The 20456-nt window shown below is 38.4% G+C and carries 9 protein-coding genes; all 9 read right to left on the reverse strand.

Going from position 1 to position 20456, the window contains the following annotated elements; all coding sequences use genetic code 11:
- Positions 1-35: 35 nt before the first annotated feature.
- Positions 36-3098, reverse strand: a complete 3063-nt coding sequence (locus HEQ28_RS09360) for an exo-rhamnogalacturonan lyase family protein (protein ID WP_434501969.1) — start codon at positions 3096-3098, stop codon at positions 36-38.
- Between the two features lie 6 nt (positions 3099-3104).
- A complete protein-coding gene (locus HEQ28_RS09365; RefSeq protein ID WP_434504449.1) occupies positions 3105-4697 on the reverse strand; it encodes a rhamnogalacturonan acetylesterase in 1593 nt (530 codons plus the stop codon).
- A gap of 58 nt (positions 4698-4755) precedes the next feature.
- On the reverse strand, positions 4756-5898 hold the full coding sequence (locus HEQ28_RS09370; protein WP_434504450.1) for a rhamnogalacturonan acetylesterase: 1143 nt from the start codon (positions 5896-5898) through the stop codon (positions 4756-4758).
- A gap of 49 nt (positions 5899-5947) precedes the next feature.
- Positions 5948-7762, reverse strand: a complete 1815-nt coding sequence (locus HEQ28_RS09375) for a rhamnogalacturonan lyase (protein ID WP_434501970.1) — start codon at positions 7760-7762, stop codon at positions 5948-5950.
- 21 nt (positions 7763-7783) lie between these two features.
- The gene (locus HEQ28_RS09380) at positions 7784-9505 is read right to left on the reverse strand and encodes a RagB/SusD family nutrient uptake outer membrane protein (protein WP_434501971.1); all 1722 of its coding nucleotides are present in this window, start codon (positions 9503-9505) and stop codon (positions 7784-7786) included.
- A 21-nt stretch (positions 9506-9526) separates the two neighbouring features.
- Complete coding sequence (locus tag HEQ28_RS09385; protein ID WP_434501972.1) at positions 9527-12325, reverse strand: SusC/RagA family TonB-linked outer membrane protein; 2799 nt, start codon at positions 12323-12325, stop codon at positions 9527-9529.
- A 41-nt stretch (positions 12326-12366) separates the two neighbouring features.
- On the reverse strand, positions 12367-14391 hold the full coding sequence (locus HEQ28_RS09390) for a RagB/SusD family nutrient uptake outer membrane protein (RefSeq protein ID WP_434501973.1): 2025 nt from the start codon (positions 14389-14391) through the stop codon (positions 12367-12369).
- A 48-nt stretch (positions 14392-14439) separates the two neighbouring features.
- The gene (locus HEQ28_RS09395) at positions 14440-17604 is read right to left on the reverse strand and encodes a SusC/RagA family TonB-linked outer membrane protein (RefSeq protein ID WP_434501974.1); all 3165 of its coding nucleotides are present in this window, start codon (positions 17602-17604) and stop codon (positions 14440-14442) included.
- A gap of 126 nt (positions 17605-17730) precedes the next feature.
- A complete protein-coding gene (locus tag HEQ28_RS09400) occupies positions 17731-20127 on the reverse strand; it encodes a glycoside hydrolase family 2 protein (protein WP_434501975.1) in 2397 nt (798 codons plus the stop codon).
- Between the last annotated feature and the right edge of the window lie 329 nt (positions 20128-20456).

Raw genomic sequence — 20456 nt, forward strand, 5'->3', positions numbered from 1 at the left:
AAGAAGAAACTATATCAACATAAGAGCCAAACTCTTTACTTCTCAGGAATAACTTCCAACATATAGATTGCGTCAAGACTCCAAAGAGCAGCATCATTTGTTGAGAAGTTATCAATATCCTTAAGCAGGCTATTCCAAGCAGCGTTTCGCATAACCTTATCGTTAAGCGAATAAGCTGCGAAAGCCTGCAGTCGTCTTACAGGGAAATGATTATGATTCTTCATCGCCATGAGTTGATATCTATGTGCAAAATCAAGCCATATATGTTCAAATTCAGGGACCGTTATCATCTGGCGCAGTTCATTCATCACTTCGAAACCGCCCATAATAGTCATTAAGTGATTTGTCTTCTTCATATTAACATCACCCTCATAACTAATTATACCGGTTGCTGGATCATATCCTTTAGCAAGATTTCCAGTGAAGATTCCGTCAGGGAGCGAGGAAATACTCTTCAGACCAGCAATAATCTTATCACGATATTTGGTATTACCCGTTCTCTCCCACTCTGTCATCCAGTTTCCTGCATAAGCAAGCCAGTCTGGACCAAAACGCAAACGAGCTGGCGCAGTACATGGATACTCAGAAATTGGCTCAGCAAGTCGCATCGGATCAATATGATATAACATTATATCAGCATCGGTTTCATCATGCATAATATCACCAAGTCGTTCGTCAGATGTAAGATAATATAGGAATCTATCAAAGGCCGACTGCGAGATTCTTGCCTCCTTAGCTCCACATCCCCAATGACTTACATTATGACGGCTTCCAAGTCCTTTCATATCACCAAGATGATATACATCCACTTCGGAGTTATGCCTTGTCATAGCCTCAGCCATCTTCCATATATCGGCACGCCCAGTACGAAGGAAACTATACCATAGCCAATCAGGACTCGCCAATTCTGTATTGTCCCACGCATATCCACCAACATCATAACGCCATTCTGAACGTTCTGGGGAATATGCATGCATGAAATCTCCATAATTCCAGAAGCCAAACCAATGATAATCTGCTACGGCTTTTTTATATGTTTCTATCCACCAATTAAGTTTATTCTCAACAACTGATGTTACAGAATCAGTACTTTGACGTGGCAACGACCAGGCACCAAAAGCTTTCTTATCATGTAGATATTCTGCTGTAGGAAGTAGACGAGCATCGTCTGCAGAAACAATTGCATCTTGTTTTAAACGGAGTGTCCCCGGGACAGAAGAATATGGACGAAGAGTGATCATACTTGTACGCCCTATTCCATAAGGTTCACTCATGCCTTTCTGAACATCCTCATAACTAGACTCCAGTCCATGTGCCTTGTCATCATAATGGCGCAAGTCCATAGGTTCAGCTTCAGGACTCCATAGCCAAATTGTCATACGCGCCATATTTGTTCGTGCGCTGTCTATTTGGAGTGTTGACGGATAGCTTTGCCAGAAATCCTTTAACGTAGCAGATATACCACCGCTTACATCACCAACGTAAGCAAGACCACACGATCTTTTACCAGTAAAAGTTCCTATCCAAGGAGACTTACCTGTAGCACGTTTGCGAATGGTAAACGAACCATCATTAAGTTGTGATAGACGGAAGCCATCCCAAGCAGCCCAATCATCTAAAAGGGGTTTCTGATCATCAGCAAAGGTAGAGTATTCTGGTATGCGCAATCCTTTCATCTGGTCAGAAAGATAATTGTGCTCTTTATCTAATTCGCGTCTACCATCAAGAGGCTGCACTGATTCTGTCCATACACTATCCTCATCAAAAGAAAACGCAATATGACGATTATAAACGGTTTCGCGGAAAGGAACATCAAACTGAAGTCCCAAACTCTTTATGAAATCATTATTCTGATTTCCGTCGTAAACAAAACTATGCTGAATTCTTATTTGCTCACTCCCATAATAAAGATAAAAGCGAAGCGTAAAAGGCAACGTCATGTTTGGTTCTTTATCACTAGCCATATGACCATTAACACGTACGACCGCCCTAATATTACCACAATTCTCTATATAGGTAGTATCTATAACAGACTTATAAGATGATAAAGATGTTGACGCTACGACACGCCCCATGTCAGCTACCTTTATTCCCTTATAAATTATATAATCCATAAAACTATTTCCATGTCTAGGAAAAAGCACTTCCATATCACCTGTATTTACAACAATTCCATTTCTGGAAATGTTCACAAGTTTATGTTTTACATGCTGTCCATAACCAGCTTTTAATGTGGTAGCATTAACTCCTTTAGGTATTAAAGCCGAGAATGCAGCCCATTTAACGCTTCCGTCTTGCCAGCGCGCATTTATCCAACTATCAACAGGAATATTGCAAATCCCATAATTACGTAATGACTTATCCGTAACTTCACCCTTTGCGAAAGGCACACCAAATGTTACCGGCATAGCAACGTCTGGAACATTACCAACCCAATGGAGTGAAACATCAGATAAACTACTTTTATATGTATGGAAGTTCGCTATACGAGTATGTGAAAGCGTTGTACGAAAGCCAAGCCAGCCCTGTTCAAGAGGTTTTACATCAACATAATCAACGATGCACTCACCATCAAAGAAATATCTTATTCTATTTCCTACCTTCTCTATCTTGATATGATACCAATGATTTGCCTTGAGAAGATGTGAAGTATCCTGATACTCTCTAATTACAGGAGGTTGACCATTACCTGTATAACGGCGGAAACGTGTAGTGGTATTATAGTTCCCTCCATAACCTAGATAATACATCTGCAAAGCAGTCTGTCTACTGAATACTCCACCTCTGACAGACATATTGCTCCAAATACTTTTTGCTTTTGGATCTGAAGCCATAAAGAAAGAGTTGAGGTCACTAAGTCTGTCGTTTGGACCAGTCATTACAACTTGCGCATCAAACTCAACCGTGACATCACCGCGAAGAGGGCTTACATTCCATAATGTAAGCCCTCTTGGGGAAACTATTTCCAAAGTATCACCACCATTCTGTATAACCTTATATTGTGATGACTCAGATTCTACTCGCCATTTTTTTTGCCATGACTGCGCATTCGAGACTAGACATACAGTCAGCAATAATAATGAAAACAGTTTCTTCATAAACATTTATTTTAAATAACCAGCAAGTTTACTATGTATAGCCTTCAGACCCTTAGCAATATTGTTTGCGTTTGTCTTTGCACCCAAAAGTGAAGAATGAGTGTGGTCATGGTTATAATATTTATCTGCCTTTTCCTTGCATCCGCATTTCTTATCAAGATAATCAGCCATAATGTTATGCAAGTCAACAAACTCAACGCCTGTCTGACTGACAACCTCACGATACCATTTTCCATAAGAATCGTTACGGCGTTCGATCTTACCATTAGTCCATTCATTACGTGGTGTAAGAGAAACAAGGATTGGTGTTGCACCCTTCTCACGGACATCATCAATAAACTTCTTCAGATACCAACCAAAGCTATAAACCAATTCATAAGTACCATCCTTAGCTGATTTATATACATGACACGTATCAGCAGCTCCAGGAATGACACCACGTTCCTTTTCTTTATCTATACCACCGATATCATTATGACCAAATTGGATAAACACAAAGTCTCCTGGTTCCAATGAATTATACACCTTATCCCAACGACCCTCATTCAGATATGTGCGTGAAGAGCGTCCTGCTTGAGCGGCATTATAACATGTTACTTTCTCTTTATCAAATACGGTATAAGCCTGAGAACCTAGTCCCCACATACCATCTTTATCCTTGTCTGTATTCTTAACAGTACTGTCGCCAGTAAACCAAACAACAGGTTTGCCCTTCTCTCGCTGAACTTTATATGATGGAAGTTCTACTGTAAGCATCATATTCTGAAGCGGTTTCAACGCAGGATTATCACTCATAGCAATACCTTCTGCTGCGCTCCTAGCATTCATCATTGCACCAAAACGGCTACTGTGAATGTGATCCTCATAGAAGAAGTACTTTTCTTTCCACTTGCTGTAACCATCAAGTTTCTTTCCTGATATTTCATTGAGATCTATAAAAGGAACACCTTCTTCGGCTGCAACCTGCATAAGCCACTGAGTATGTATCTTTCTGACAATCTTTCCTGTTTTCTCATCAAAAGCATCACGTGGAGTAAGACTCATCAGAATAGGATTTGCACCAACAGCACGACAATCGCGAATGAAACGACGCATATATTCACCATAAGTATAAACAGTTTCTTTCACTCCTGTTTCCTTTATCGTAACATTCAGAGAATCATGACCAACTCCTGGAATACTGGCACGAGCACGTCCGCTATCATAAGGACCATTATCATTATGACCTATTGAAATTATAACCCAATCACCAGGTTTAAGAGCTTTCCTTACATCCGGCCACAACTTATTATAAAATGTTCGGCTGCTTGTTCCACCCAAAGCTTGATTCTCTACTGTTATCTTATTCTCATCAAAAAATGTATGAGCGAAGAATCCCCAGCCCCATTGTCCGTTATTACCATTACCTAAAGTTCCATTACGCATTGTAGAATTACCAACAAGAAACAATACAGGATTGTTTCCATTACGACTACTACCAGCAGGAATACGGGCAGTCTCCGCTTTGTTAAGACTGTCAAGAGTAAGATCAACTACATTGTTAACATCCGCCAATGGTTTTGGTACATTATTCTGAGCCATTGAAGGCAATGCCAACATACAAAATGCAGTGAAAAATAATTTTGTTTTGATTATCATCGTTCTATTATCAAATATTTTAATTTCCATCAGGTTTTATAGTATCACTGACTGGAGCTGGATACCATACAAATTTATTATAATCATCAGGAGAAGAAGGACTGTAATCCTTCCAATCATTACGCAAAGCCTTTACCATTGGAAGATTAAGTTGCTTCATTCCCATTACGATCATCTTGGCTACTTCGTAAGCACCATAAGGATTGAAATGAGTATTATCGGCAAGAGCCTTGTCCTGTCCCTTGAATGTTCCAGCAGGATAATGCACTAAAGCTTTCTTACTGTTTTCGAATCCCAAAGTCTCGAAGAAGGTACGAGTCATATCATGAAGTTCTATAACTGGTACGTTTTCACGACGAGCCACAGCACGCATGGCATCTGGGTAGTCTCCATGAGTTTCTTGTATATGAACGTTAGACAAGTCAAAACTGCGTCTTTGAGTTGGGGTTACAAATATGATATTTCCACCTTTGGCACGAACCTCATCTATAAACTTTTTCAAGTTATACGAGAAATTATACCAAGCTCCAGAACCAGGTCCTTTCTCTTTCTGATCATTGTGACCAAACTCGCACATGACATAATCGCCTTTCTTCATCATGCATAATATTTTGTCAAGGCGGTTTCCTGCCAAAAAGCTACCAGCAGTCAGTCCGCTTTCAGCATGATTGCTAATAGACACACTTGGTCCAAACCAACGTGTTACCATCTGTCCCCAACTAGCCCAAGGTTCTTTGCTCTGATCAACTACCGTCGAATTTCCACATAAGAATACAGTTAGAGCGGTGGTGTCTGGTTTTATCTCGATGCTCTTTACACATGGATTAACTCCATTAAACTCAAGAGTGAGACTATCATCCCAATCAAGATAATATTTTTCTCTGTCTTTAAGAATAACCTTCTTTGTATCACTGATTCTTGGAGAACGCTTGTTAACTATGAACTCATAAGTTTTGAATTGTCCTTTTAGCGTTGCACTATTCTCGACCATTAGTCTTCGTGACTCAGCACGAACGGTAGTTATAGCCTTCTTTTTGCGTGATCCAAGTGTAACAGTTACCTTATAATTGCCGTCAGGCACCTTTACTGAAAAGTAAAACGGTGTTTCAGACTGCTTTGATAATTTAAAATTCATTTCTTGGGCAACGGCAGATACTGTCATCGCAAAGATAATGAATAATAAGAATAAACGCTTTGATACTTTCATATTTCTAGAATTTAGATTCTGCACCAAAATAGAAACCTGTCTCTGGTGGTTGATTATAACCAGAGTTTTCTGCAGCTACACCAAGTCTATATGGAATATCCTCCTCAAGGCAATTTATACGATGGGTAGTAGGTATAGTTGAAACATAAAGTCGAAGTTCGCTGCTAGCTTCATCACGTGTAAGAATTTCTTCACGCCAGTCACCTAGTATATCAGCACTTAAACATGGATTTGACTTTGTTCCGTTATTAAATTTGCAGTTCTTAAGCTGCAACAATGTATACGTACGACCTGCTTTCCAATCATATTTTAGCACACGTTCATGGTCTAGCAATTCACGCAAAAGATCTCCATCCCACCAAATTCCAAAGTTAGTGGAACGAACTCTTCCATTAAGAATTTCACCTTTTACATTACGCAAACCTTTGCTGTCTGCACTCCACATTTCCAATCCTGGATTTGTAGGGTCTATATCAGCAGCCATACAACGACCGACATCTTCATTACTCGGTATTTGGAATTTTACTTTACCTGTAGCTGCATCACGGAAATCACTTCCATCACGACGATTTTCATGACAATCCCATACTTGCAATTTGTCTGAGTCTGGATAAAAAGCAGTAAGATGAATGGCATCACCATGTCCCATGTGAGTATTATATAAGCCATTACCATCATTATCAATAGCTACAGAACCTAATGTTATTTCGTCACAACCATCACCGTCAACATCTGCAACTCTTATATTATGATTACCATTACCTGCATAATCTTTCCATTTAGGATTATTTGTATCAAAAACCCAATGTTGTTTAAGTTGCTTTCCGTCCCAATCCCATGCTGCAACTACGGTACGAGTGTAATATCCTCTAATGAATATCGCACTTGCATGCACGCCATCAAGATATCCAACTCCTGCTAGATAACGTTCAGAACGATTAGAATGGTCATCACCCCAATCTTCAACTTTACCACGTGAAGGTACATAATTAACTGTAGCAAGAGCTTTTCCAGTCAATCCGTCAAAAACAGTAAGATATTCATTGCCATGCTTTATTATTCCTCTCCATTTATTCTCTGCTGTCTCACGCCAATCAGCATTTGGATCCCCGATAACATGTCCTAATCCATCTACTGTTCCATCACAAGTTCTCATCATAACTTCGGCCTTGCCATCACCATCAAAGTCATAAACCATAAATGGAGTATAATGAGCACCAGAACGGATATTCTTGCCCAAATCAATACGCCACAATTGCTTTCCTTCCAATGTGTAACAATCAAGATATGTATTGCCTGTGTATCCACTCTGAGAGTTATCATGAGAATTTGTAGGATCCCATTTTAGAATAATTTCATATTGCCCGTCACCATCAACATCACCAATGCTTGCATCATTTGCAGAATAATCATATCTCTGTCCGTCTGGAGTTATTCCACCTTCAGGTTTATTGATTTTTATTGGAATATAATCATTTGGAGCATCGGCTTTCAATAAATATCTACCATCAACACTTCCTCCTTTTACCTTATACTCGATATTACCATTAACATGAGTGGTATCAGTGAAGAATGTTGCACCTGTTATCTTCTTTTTATTTATTTTAATACCATTACGATATACATCGAAGCCACATTTATTACTATCAGCACGCAGCATACGCCACGCAACAGCTACATCACCATTACTTTGACGAATTGCAACCAATCCACGATTGAGGTTTTCATGCTTCATCTTCCCCCAAATATATCGTGGCTGAGCATAAGCGCCAGCCACGATAAGTAGAGATAGTAAAGATAATAATATTTTTTTAATCATATTATTCATTATAAATCAAATCTATTTCCATCCAGGATTTTGAGTAAGATTTTTATTCTTTTGTATTTCGGTCTGTGGAATTGGGAAAAGATACATCTTGTCATCCCACTGACGAGTCACTGTGTTAGGAGTGTAAGAAATTGATCCATCAGCATTCTTCGTAAGTTTCATTTCCTTTATTTCCTTGAAATACTTGTCTGCTTCCTTCCAACGACGTACATCCCAAAAACGATGTCCTTCAAAGGCAAGTTCAACAAAACGCTCGTTAGTGTATTTTGCCCAGAAAGCATCACCCATACCTACAGGGAACGCTGGCATACCTGCACGAACACGAGTCTTACTTGCAGCTTCACGTGCCGACATTGGGAATTCTGCAGATGTAGCATCAGCACTACCAAGATACTTGAATACAGCCTCAGCATAATTTAGATAGAATTCACCTAGACGGAATGTAACCCAAGTATGGTTATCAACTTTATATTTACTATTGGCAGTAAGATTAATTGCACCATGACATAGCTTCTTCACATAGTAACCAGTTAAGGTTCCTCCAGAAAGAGGCTGTGCATTTACACCACCATAGAAAGTTTCAAGTTTAGCTTTTTGATATGTTGGCCAAACATCACCGTTCTTAGCAACGGTAGCATCCAAACGTGGATCACGACCAGCATAAGGATTTGAACTTACATAACCACTTCCAGCTTCACCTATACCAAGTCCGGTAGCCTTCATGTCATAAGCATCAACTAGATTCTGAGTAGGACAGTTTCCACCATTTCCACCTTCAATACCAGCAGGATAGTTGCGGCTTTCAAAGGTATTTGAAGCACCATTTGATCCAGAACCGTAGATACGTCTGCCAAAAATGATTTCCTTAGTTATATTTGTATCTTTCCAGTTATTTGTCGACCATAGATCAGCATAATTAGCCGTAAGATCTATACCTCTCTCCTTACATTCATCAAAGAGTTGTTTAGTATATAATGCAGCTGTATGATAACGTTCCTTATCACCTTGAGGATTAAATAGCGGACTAGCCCAATACAAGGCAGCACGAGCCTTCAATGCCAAGACTGTAATACGACTAGCACGACCATTATCAATTTCTGAAGGCAAGTTGAAATCAGCAGGATTCTTAACTATACTATCTTGTACAAGATTACACTCATCAATAATAAATTTAAATGTTTCGTCAGATGTTGCTCTTGGCGTTGTATTAGTAATATCTGTTGACTGCACTTTTGTTATCAATGGCACACCACCATATTGTTTTGCTAAATTAAAATAGAAATAAGCACGCCAGAAACGAGCTTCCCATTTATAATTATTATAGCGCGCCATTTGCTTATCATAGTCAGAGTTCATCTCATAATCAGGAAAAGTAAGTCCAACAAACTTATCCATAACCTGATTACAAATATTGATTCCTGTATACATACTGCTCCAAACAGAACTCTTTGCATTGGTAGCACTCCATGCTCCATTAAAGAAGTCGTCAATAGATGTACCACTTACAGCAAACTCTGATTCATCAGTAGTACTACCCATGATAGCATTTCCATAACTTCCATAATCATAATCGATAGTATTATATATATCTGTCATAAAGCCACCAACATTGCTGAATGTCTTTGATACATAATCCTTATCATAAATATTGTACTCGTTATAGTTCATCTTGTCATTGCATGAAACAAGAGCAAGAACAGCAAGCGAAGAACAAAGTATATTATTTAGTTTCATATTTTCACTCGTTTTTATTTATTAGAATGTAACTGAAAGACCTGCGACAATACTTCTTGTCAATGGATTTGTCGCACCATAAGACTCAGGATCTGAGACATCCATATGATCAATACTGAACAAGTCTGTTCCACGAACGTAAACTTTAGCTCCATTAACAAAACCAGTCTTTTCGAGTATAGACTTAGGCAAGTTATAATAAAGCTCGATATTACGAAGTTTAAAGAAAGAACGGTTTACCAACCATAAAGTACTTGTCTGATAATTGTTTGCATTATTCTCATTACTTAGACGAGGGAATTTTGCATTCTGATTATCTGCTGTCCAACGGTTATCATAATAATACTGTGATATAGTTGTATTATTTATGAGTGGCCAATACATACTCTTTGTATTAAGTACTCCTGAATAAAGACCTGTTCCCTGGAAAAGACAATAGAAACCAAATCCTTTATATTCAGCACCTAGATGCAAAGAATAATACATACCTGGAGTTGTACTATGACCGATTGCACACTTATCATTTGCATCGATAATATTATCGCCGTTAACATCAAGATATTTGATATCACCAGGTTGAACTGTAGAGAAATTCTGCTTAGGGCTTGCTGCAATATCAGCAGCATCCTTGAAGAGTCCGATTGCCTTCAAACCATAAATCTGACCTAATTGGTGACCAGTCTGTACAAGGTTGCTGTAAAGACGTGGTTCCTCATATTGTTCCTTAATCTTATTATGATTATAGTTGAAGTTACCACCTACGTTAAATGTAACTTCACTGATTGTCTTGTTGTAATCGAGTCCAATTTCAAAACCAGAATTATCAACAACACCACCGTTCTCATAAGGAGCATCCTGACCAATAACATCTGTATATTTACCGTCAGAAGTTATCCATATATTATTATGACGTGTAAAATATCCTTCTAGAGTTACATCCAATCCGTGAAAAAGAGTAGCCTCAACACCTACATTATACTTATAAGCTTTTTCGTGAGAAGGATGCTCTGTGGCATAACGATCAAGAGTTGTACGACCAAAAGAAGATTTCCAATCCTCACTAAAAGGATATGTTCCTCCTGTCATTGTATACTGCTGAGTATAGTATGTCCATGTATTATTTGGTAAGAAGTCAGCATTGATTATACCTGCAGAAGCACGTAGTTTCAAGAAGTTAACCCAAGAAACATTCTTCATGAATTTTTCCTTTGATATAACCCAAGCGGCAGACAAAGTAGGTGAAAAATTCCATTTGGTACTTGGCGCAAGTCTGCTTGATCCAGATTCTACAAGAGCTAAATCTGCAAAATAACGACTTTTGAAACCATAATGAGTATACCAAGACGCATCCTGACGATAAAGTACCGTGTTTATACCATCTGTCTCTTCATATTCATAATCCCATTTTAACTGAGAATATACTGAATGATTGCCAAATGTATTATTGTAGTTAAATCCACCATCAAAATGGAAACGTTTACTGAAACTATTTGTCGTAGCACCGTCTCCCATTGCTGTCTCTGCACCACCAGTATATAATGTTCCTGCTGTAGCTGTTCCATCAGCTGCCCAAGTAGCACTATTCATTCCGTATGCATATCCTTTGCTATGATTCTCTAATATATTTGAAGAGTTATCATAAGAAACTCTTAATGTCGCACCCAAACCTTCCAACCAATCAGAAAGATTCTGAGTAAGAGTTGCATCAGAGAAAAGACTTCTTGAATGATTCTTCGTATAAGCTGCACCAGCACTTTGTCCAACAGGATTCACAGTTCCATCCCATGTAGCGTTACCACCCCAAGTGCCATTATCATTCTTTATAGGGAAAGCAGCAGAAGGAACAGAATAGACCATATCCCATATATTAGCCGAATTACCTGGACGACTTGCCTCTGCCAAAACACCAAGAAGGTTAACCTTCAATTTTGTTGTCTCGAAAAGGTCTATATCCAAATTTGTACGAAGATTACCCTTTACATATTTATTCTGTGTTGAATAACCGTCATTCATATCAAAGTTCTTAATAAATCCCTTATCTGAAATAAGATCAATCATTGTATAGTAGCGGAATTTTTTCGCACCACCACGGAACTCAATATTGAATTTATTAGTTACTCCAGTATTGCGGAATGCTTCATCAACCCAATTTACATTAGGATACATTGTAGGGTATGTACCATTTTGGAATGCAGCAATTTCAGCATCAGAATATTTTGCAGCTAATCCATCATTACCACGAGCCTCATTTACAGCCTGTGCATAAGTAGATGCATCAACAAACTTAGGTTTGTTTGCCATAAAGTTCCACACATGATCGTATGTAAACTTTACTTCCTGAGAATTATACTTACCACGTTTTGTTGTTATCAAAACAGCACCATTTGTACCCTTATATCCGTACAACGCAACAGCAGCAGCATCTTTCAATATCTGTACAGACTCAACTTCCTCAGGAGAAATATTATCAATTTCACGTTCGATACCATCTACAAGTATCAGAGGTGAACTACCTGATAGACTCTGCAATCCACGTACATAAAATGTAGGATTCTGTGCAGCATAATTACCTGCATTCTGCAAAGAAACAAGACCAAGTCCCTGACCTATAATAGAATTACCGATGTTCCTTGCACTACGCTTATCTGTCGTATTATTTGTGATAATAGAAACAGCAGCCGTAGACTGTTCACGTGAAAAATTCACGTCGGCGCCAACATCAACTAATTGGTCCTTGAATGCAGTTGTATCTTTCTGTGCTGCAGCTGGCAAGCCAAGGCTTGCCAACATAGCCAACACTAATATATTATTCTTATTCATTATTGCTATTAACTTTTTAATTGTTAACAATTAACTTTAAATTACCAACCAGGATTTTGAGTCAAACCATACCCCTTGTTAACTTCCGTCTGTGGGAATGGCTCAAGATACCACTTTGGATCATAACCAGACCACCATGTACGAGATCGGTTATTTAGCTCAAACTTTTGATAATCAAAATGAGTTGGTTCGTAGAAACCAGGATTCTTGTTACTACCCTTATCCGTCACCTTATCACCATTCCACCATTGTGTATTGGCATCTTTTATATCATTTACGTGAATCCATTGTCCATCAACCTTTCTCAAACGATACATTCTCAAGCCATGCAACTGCTTTGAAAGCACCTCATCACCAAGTTTATATCTCTTTACATCAAAATAACGAGAGTTACTCATACCAAGTTCACATACACGCTCACGGAGAATCTCATTCAAAAGATTTGTCTTGTTTGATGTCAAATCCTTATCAGGATTACATTCGACTAGTCGCTTAAGACCTACACGTGCACGAATCTTATCAACATATTGCAAGGCGTCTGTGAAATTATCATCAGCTTGCAACAATGCTTCTGCATAAGTAAGATAAAAGTCATTCAAACTAAGAACAACCCATTGAGGCTGAGCACGCAAATATACATTATTTGTACCAGTGATATATTTGTTATTACCATATCCAGTAGCAAAGTATCCACTTTGTGTAGAAGGACCGTTCAACGCACGTGAACCACCATCCCACAACTCGAAGTTATTGCCGCTCACTTTTCCAGAGTTTAGTGAAGATGTTTCTAGGTCACCATTTACCATAACAGTTTCATAAAGGCGTGGATCACGTGTATAAGTGCGATGCTGTAGTTCCTGTTTTGTAGCGGTAGTATCACCCTTTACAAACATCTGATCTAATTTCCCCGCCTTTTCTGTTTCAGCCCAATTAAATGGCTTTCCGTCTGCCCAAGGGAACATTTCTACATATTCCTGAGTTGGAGTATAAGCATAACGTTCATTCATTCCTCCACCAAGCTGTGTCCACTGATATTGTGTGTCTTTACCAAAAGAAGATACACGTGTTGCAAATATCACTTCAGGACTATTCTGATTTACATAACCATAGCGGAATGCATAGCGATAACCCTCAATAGTATTTGTAGCAGGTTGAACAAGAGAATAACCTCCATTCGCATTCAACTGCTGCAAGAAATCCTCACAGGCAGTCTTGCAACGTGTCCAACGGTCCTTACTATAGTTTCCATACCATACAGGACTACTATCCGTCATAGAATAAGTTGAACCATAATATGGTTTATCTGAATTAAACAAAGGTGAAGCTGCGAATTGCAAAATCTGACATTTCAAAGCCATAGCTGCAGCTTTTGTCCATCTACCAGTTTCAGAAGTTGGGTCTTCAGGTGTCCAAGGTAAAACTTTAGAAGCCTCATCAAGTAAGTCAACCATAAAGTTTACCGTCTCTTCAACCGAAGCACGTGGTAAATCATAAGAAGTCTCACCAACGTTAAAACTGCGTTTTACGATAGGAAGTCCACCATATATTCTGAACATATTAAAATATGTAGAAGCAATGAGGCATTTAGTCTCTGCCTTCATCTGACTCTTTTCTGTTTCCTCCATATTTGGTGTTCTACCGATGTTCTCTTGAAGTAAATAAGCAGAACGTATCAGTTCCCAACAATTCTCATTAAGATAACCAAAAACAGAAGAACTACCCGATGTTGCAGTCAGCTGACCAGAATAATATGATAGATATACTGATGATTTTGGAAAATGCAATTGCCAACAGTCTGTAAGAGCATCGAACTTTCCATTCCAATAACCTGCAGAGCTACGATCGCTTTTATAAGGTAGACCATAATATTGCTGTGCATAAGTGCCAACAAGGAACTGTCGTGTATATTCAGCATTATTAAACACTGTATCAATTGTAGCATCAGTACCTGGAGACTTTCCAAGGAATTTATTGCCAAAGGCAATATCATCTGTACAAGAACCAAATCCTAAGGCTAAAGACAATGTTAGGAATGCTCCAATAAATGTCTTATTATTTAGTTTCATATTAATTTGCATTTTTTGTTGTTTTGAGCAAAAATATATATTTTTGCATTAGAATCCCACCTTTAAAGAGAATGTATATGTCTTCTGAAGTGGATAAGAAGGTGAGCCACTTGCTCTTGTTTCAGGATCTCCCCATTTATAAGGAGTGAAAGTTAAGAGATTGTAACCACTGAATGAAAGCTGAAGCTGATGTAATCCCAACTTCTTCATAAATGCCATGTGGAAATCATAAGCCACCTGCAAAGTTTTCAAACGAAGATACTTGGCATCTTTTTCATACAAAGTAGATGTAACATAGTTATTGCTTGCATTTTCCAAAGTTGCGCGTGGATATTCATAATCCTGACCAGGATTCTCTGCATTCCAAGTGTTATCTATATGGTACTGCAGCAAACCTCCTTGAGTATTTCCAGTACGGTTCACAAATGGCTCACGGAATACATCATCTATCATTCGACTTACATTCCATGCACCAGTCCACTGAGTGCTTATTGACAAATTCTTATATGTAAAACCAAAGTTTACACCCATTACATATTCAGGATCATCAGTGTAACCATAATCGCGACTCATATCATTGCCGTCTATTTTTCCATTATGATCAAGGTCAACATAAACTGCGTCGCCAGGCTTTAATTTATCACCTGCAAGCTGAGTAGGGAACTTCTCACCAAATTCCTTTTCATAAAGAGCAGGAGTCTCTGCATCATAGAAACGATAGAATTTGTATTCTGAGCGTGCTCCGATACGATGTCCCTTAGCATACTGATACAGATTGTTTTGAGGAGCTTCCTTTTCTTCCTTGACTTCATTCTGATTATAGCTTAGATTTACACCAGCCCAATACAAGAAATCTTTTCCTAGTTTATCATTCCATTTAAGAGACAATTCATAACCCCAACTGTCAACAATACCAATATTCTCGGCAGGAGATGTAAAGCCAATAATAGAAGGTACGGTCGCATCATGGAAGAGAATATCAGTACGATGTTCCTTATAATAATCAACAGTAGCACGGAGTTTGTCTTTTATGAAATAGATGTCTGCACCGTAGTCTTGCTTAAATGCCTTTTCCCATGTAACATCAGGATTGTTTCTTGACATTTCGTAAGCTCCCTTAGATATCGTATTATTCTCAATACCGAAGTTGTAGCCACGACCACCGCGAGCATATACACCTGAATTGTTCACATTGTATGGGTCATCAAGATACATAAAGCGACTACCACCTATCATATCATTACCAACAAGACCGTAACTTACACGAAGTTTAAGGAAACTTACTACTTTCTTCAATGGTTTCCAGAAAGACTCGTCACTGACTACCCAACCTAAAGAACCTGCAGGGAATGTACCATAACGTTTGTTAGGTGCGAAGTTTTCAGAACCATTATAACCAATATTGAACTCTGCCATATATCGGTTATTCCAGTCGTATGTCAAACGACCTACAATACCAGCATATCCTTGTGGAATATCAGAGAATGTTGAAGGATAATAGTTTTTACTTTGGTTAACCAATATCAAAGCACCGACATTATTCAATCCAAAAGAACGGTTATATGTAAGGGATGTCTCAAAATACCAGTCACGATCTCTACCTGTTGATTCAGAATAAGCAATCTGACCTGTCTGACCAGAGATTTTATATCCTATTGAACCATCCTTTTTTAATACTGGATAATATGAAGCCATAGCACGTGAGCCTTCCTTTGTAGAGCCAAACAAACTATTGTACGAACCCTTAATCTTAAAAGAAAGACCCTTGGTTATCATATCAAGTTTCTGGTTCAACTGTGCATCCAGCTGAAGTTTATTATTACTGTATTGGAAAAAACCGCCATTAACACCAGCATTACCATAATAAGTAATACCACTTCCACCAACAAATGGTAATCTTAAATCAGAATAATCAGTTGTTGTCTCTACATATCTGCCATCAATAATACCTGGACTTGAGAATGGAGTTGCCTGATAAAGAGCCTGAACCATTCCACTGGCGCCCTGACCTGTATGAGGTTTGTTAGAATTATCAACATTACCTGCAATATTGAATGATAATGTTGTTGTTTTAGTTACATCCAAGTCTAGATTAGCACGATAGTTGAAACGGCTGTATTGATATCCGAAATTGTAATCCTGTCCAAATTCTTTAAAGAGTCCACCTTGTGTGTACATACCAGCATTAACAAAGTAACGCATAGTCTTTGTACCACCACTAATGCTTACATTTGTCTTTGTCTGGATGGTAGAATTTTTCATAATATAGTCATCCCACTTAATACTTGGGAAACGAATCGGATCACTGCCTGTACGGAATTTTTCAATTATTTCATCTGAGAATACATGCGCAACACCGTCGTTGTCACACATCTTATTATAGAATGTGGCATAGCCGTAAGAATCAGCCTGCTGAACCATCTTGGTTGGAGTCAATATAGAGAATGATGTATTCGCTGTAACAGAAGCCTTACCCTCTTTACCACGTTTAGTGGTGATAAGGACAACACCGTTTGCACCACGTACACCAAATACAGCTGTAGCAGAAGCATCCTTCAATACTGTAATATTTTCAATTTCCTCAGGGTCAATATCTCCCATGGTACGTTCAACTCCATCCACCTGAACAAGAGGCTCCGAATGGTTGACAGTTGCCTGACCACGTACATACACACTTGCAGCATCACTACCTGGTTCACCAGAATATTGTACTGTTGTTACACCACTCAACTGACCTGCTAGGACATTGTTAACTGAACTCACAGGAGTGCGAGTTAGGTCTTCACCCTTAATACTTGAGAGAGCACCAGTAACGGTAACTTTTTTCTGAACACCATAGGCAACAACCTCAACTGTTTGCAAGTTGTTTGTGTTTTCCTTCAGTGTGACTTTCATCCCGTTCTTGGCAATTACGATCATTGGGTCGTAACCCACAAAAGAAACTTTTAACTTTGTACCTGGCTTTACATTCAAGTAAAAATTACCATCTAGGTCTGTCACAGTTCCGTTTGAAGCAGAACCAACAACCATTACGGTTGCTCCAATTACAGTTTCACCTTTTTCATCTACAATTGTTCCGCGAACATTATTTTGTCCTACCTGTTGGGTAAAGGCAAATGCATGTTGCACACCAATCGCTGGTGTAAAAGTCATAGCTGCACTAATCACAGCTACTGGTAATACTGTACCTTTTAACAATTTTCTACGATTCATTTATTATTATTTAGGCTTAGTTTGTTAATTCGTCGCAAATATACATATACTTAATTAACGCTAAACGGTATTTTCGTACGTTTATTGGTAAAAACGTGCGAAAATACAAATAAACGCTAAATTCTTTTATTTTAAGTATAATGTTATGGTCTTTGACTTATATCCTTGTCCGCTAACCTTAAGTTTTACTTTCCCGGATTTGTTACCAGAACGAAGTATGACCATAGCCGAACCATTATAAAGGCTACGAGAGTTACCAACAGTCAATTCATCGCTAGCAATGTCTCCATTGCTTACACCAATGATGTCAGCATCACCAGAAATATCAAACATCAATTTGCTGTTTGCCATAGGTGAGCGCAATCCTTTATGGTCAACCGCCAATATGCGTACATGCATCAAATTATTGCCACCAGCTTTCCAATCCTCAACATCTGGAATAAGTTTGAGTTCCTTTGGCTCTCCGGCAGTTTCAATTTTATGACGTGCTACCATTTTACCATTGGTCCTTGCTACTGCTTCAAGTATACCCTTTTGGTACACCACGTCAGTCCACTTTATCTTATTACGTGTCTTTGGATCAAGAGAGTTTTTCTTTATCCCAAGACTTCTTCCGTTAAGATATAATTCAACCTCATCAGCATTTGTATATGTATATATAGTATATTTATTTCCAGGCTTGCGATTCCAATGATCTGAAATACGATCGCCATCAAACTTTACACCATTCCACATTTCTGCATCTTCTTTTGAATCAGCGATACCTATATGTACAACTGGTTCATCTGAGAATATTGATTTCAGGAAATAAGCTTGCGGTTTAGGTTCCAACGAGATATCAAAGACACCATTATCCCAACCTTTCTTTGGCCATCCAAGACTTTCTCCAAGATAGTCTATCATTCCCCAATAAGCCAATCCAACGACTTTATCAAGATTCATCTCATAATAGTTTGGTCCCATCATCGGCATATTTGCCTCACTCTGATAGAATATCATATTTGGGAATCGACGTCCATCACCAGGGAAGTACATATAGCGATAGTTATATGCCTGAATATCGGTTATCATTGCCAAATCACATGGTAGCGAATCAGTTTCCCAATTACGCCCTCTTGGATGCATCGCCACTGTTGTAAGACGTGTACTGTCATAACGGTTAAGCAACGTTTTCAACAAACGATATGAAGTTACTCCCCAATCATTATATGGCAAATCTGGATATGTCTGCAATTCGTTTCCAAGACTCCATAATATCACAGAAGGGTGATTTCTATCTCGCTCTATCCATTCAGGAATATCATACTGCCAATGGTTAGACCAAGATTCTCTTCCACCAGAATATTGTGTAAGCCACTTATCATAGACTTCATCAACAACAAGTATTCCATATTTATCACATAGTTGATAAAGTTCTTCACTATATGGGTTATGTGAACAACGAATATGATTAAAACCAAATTCTTTCAAAAGTTTGATTCTTTTTTCTATAGCACGAGGATAGGCTGCAGCTCCCAATGCTCCTAGACTATTATGATTGGCAATACCTTTCAGTATAACTTTCTTACCATTTAGCTTAAAACCAAAATCAGGTGAAAACTCAATGGTACGTATACCAAACTGTTCTGTAACCTTATCAGTAGCCTTTCCATTTTCATCATATGCTGAAACTTCTGCCGTATATAAATAAGGTGAATCTATATCCCACAGATTTGCGTTTGAAATGTGTATAGGTTCCAATTTATATTCAGCGTCACGGCTACGTGGTGAGAATCTCACATCATTGTCTTTCTCTGCTACCAAGTTTCCACTGGCATCGAGAATGCGTACTTTCACATTGCCATTCTTCTGCTTGCTAAAACGATATATCTCAGCTTGAATATTTACAGTGTTATTATCCTTCGTGGTAATATAAAGCGGATGGCGTGAAAAATAGAGTTGTTTATCTGTCAATATCAGCTTTACAGTCCTAAACAATCCACCACCAGTATACCATCTTGAATTGTTTTCTTTTCGTGTGTCGGCTTTTACTACGAGAATATTCTCACTACCATATTTAATCTTATCAGTAATATCTATACCAAATCCGATATATCCGTATTCTGTTCCGCCTATGCGTTCACCATTTAGGTAAACATCACCAACAAGCATGATACCACCAAATTCCAACATAGCGCGTTTTCCTTTCCAGTCTTGTCCAGGAGTAAACGACTTACGATACCATCCTATGCCCATTTCCTTAAAGCCACGTGCAGACAAACGACTCTTCACATTAGCAGCCTGATCAGAATTGTCGGCATGCTCATCTTTAGAAGGAGCCACCCATGGTTGCTCTATCTGAAAGTCATGAGGAATTATTACGTTTTTCCAAGTACCATGCTGTTGTGTAGCATCAATGGGGTTTAGCGAACTTCTGCTAAACTGCCAACTGTCTATTGTTATCGTATCACGCTGTGCAAAAGCGTTTTCACTCACACAAAGCATCATTGAGGCGATGCTATAAATTAGTTTTTGCTTGTTCATGTTTAGGTACAACGAATTTGTAGTTATATGCTGCAAAATTACGACATAGCATACCATTCACAATAAACATTTGTACGCAAATCAGTAATTTAGTACTATTTTTAATCCTTCGTCAACTTAGGGGGTATATACATACTTTGTTATCACTAAGTTCAACTCAATATATTGATATTCTGCAACTAGTATCCAATTAAAATGATTAGCTTTTAGTGTAATGTATGATTAATTAGATGTTTTAAGTCTAGATTTCCCCATGACGATTTATTTCTTTGCACTTTCCCTCGTTTTTTGTGTTTTTAGCTATGTCATCCATCTTTGCATATATAATG

The organism is Prevotella sp. (genome assembly GCF_051059605.1).
GTDB lineage: Bacteria > Bacteroidota > Bacteroidia > Bacteroidales > Bacteroidaceae > Prevotella.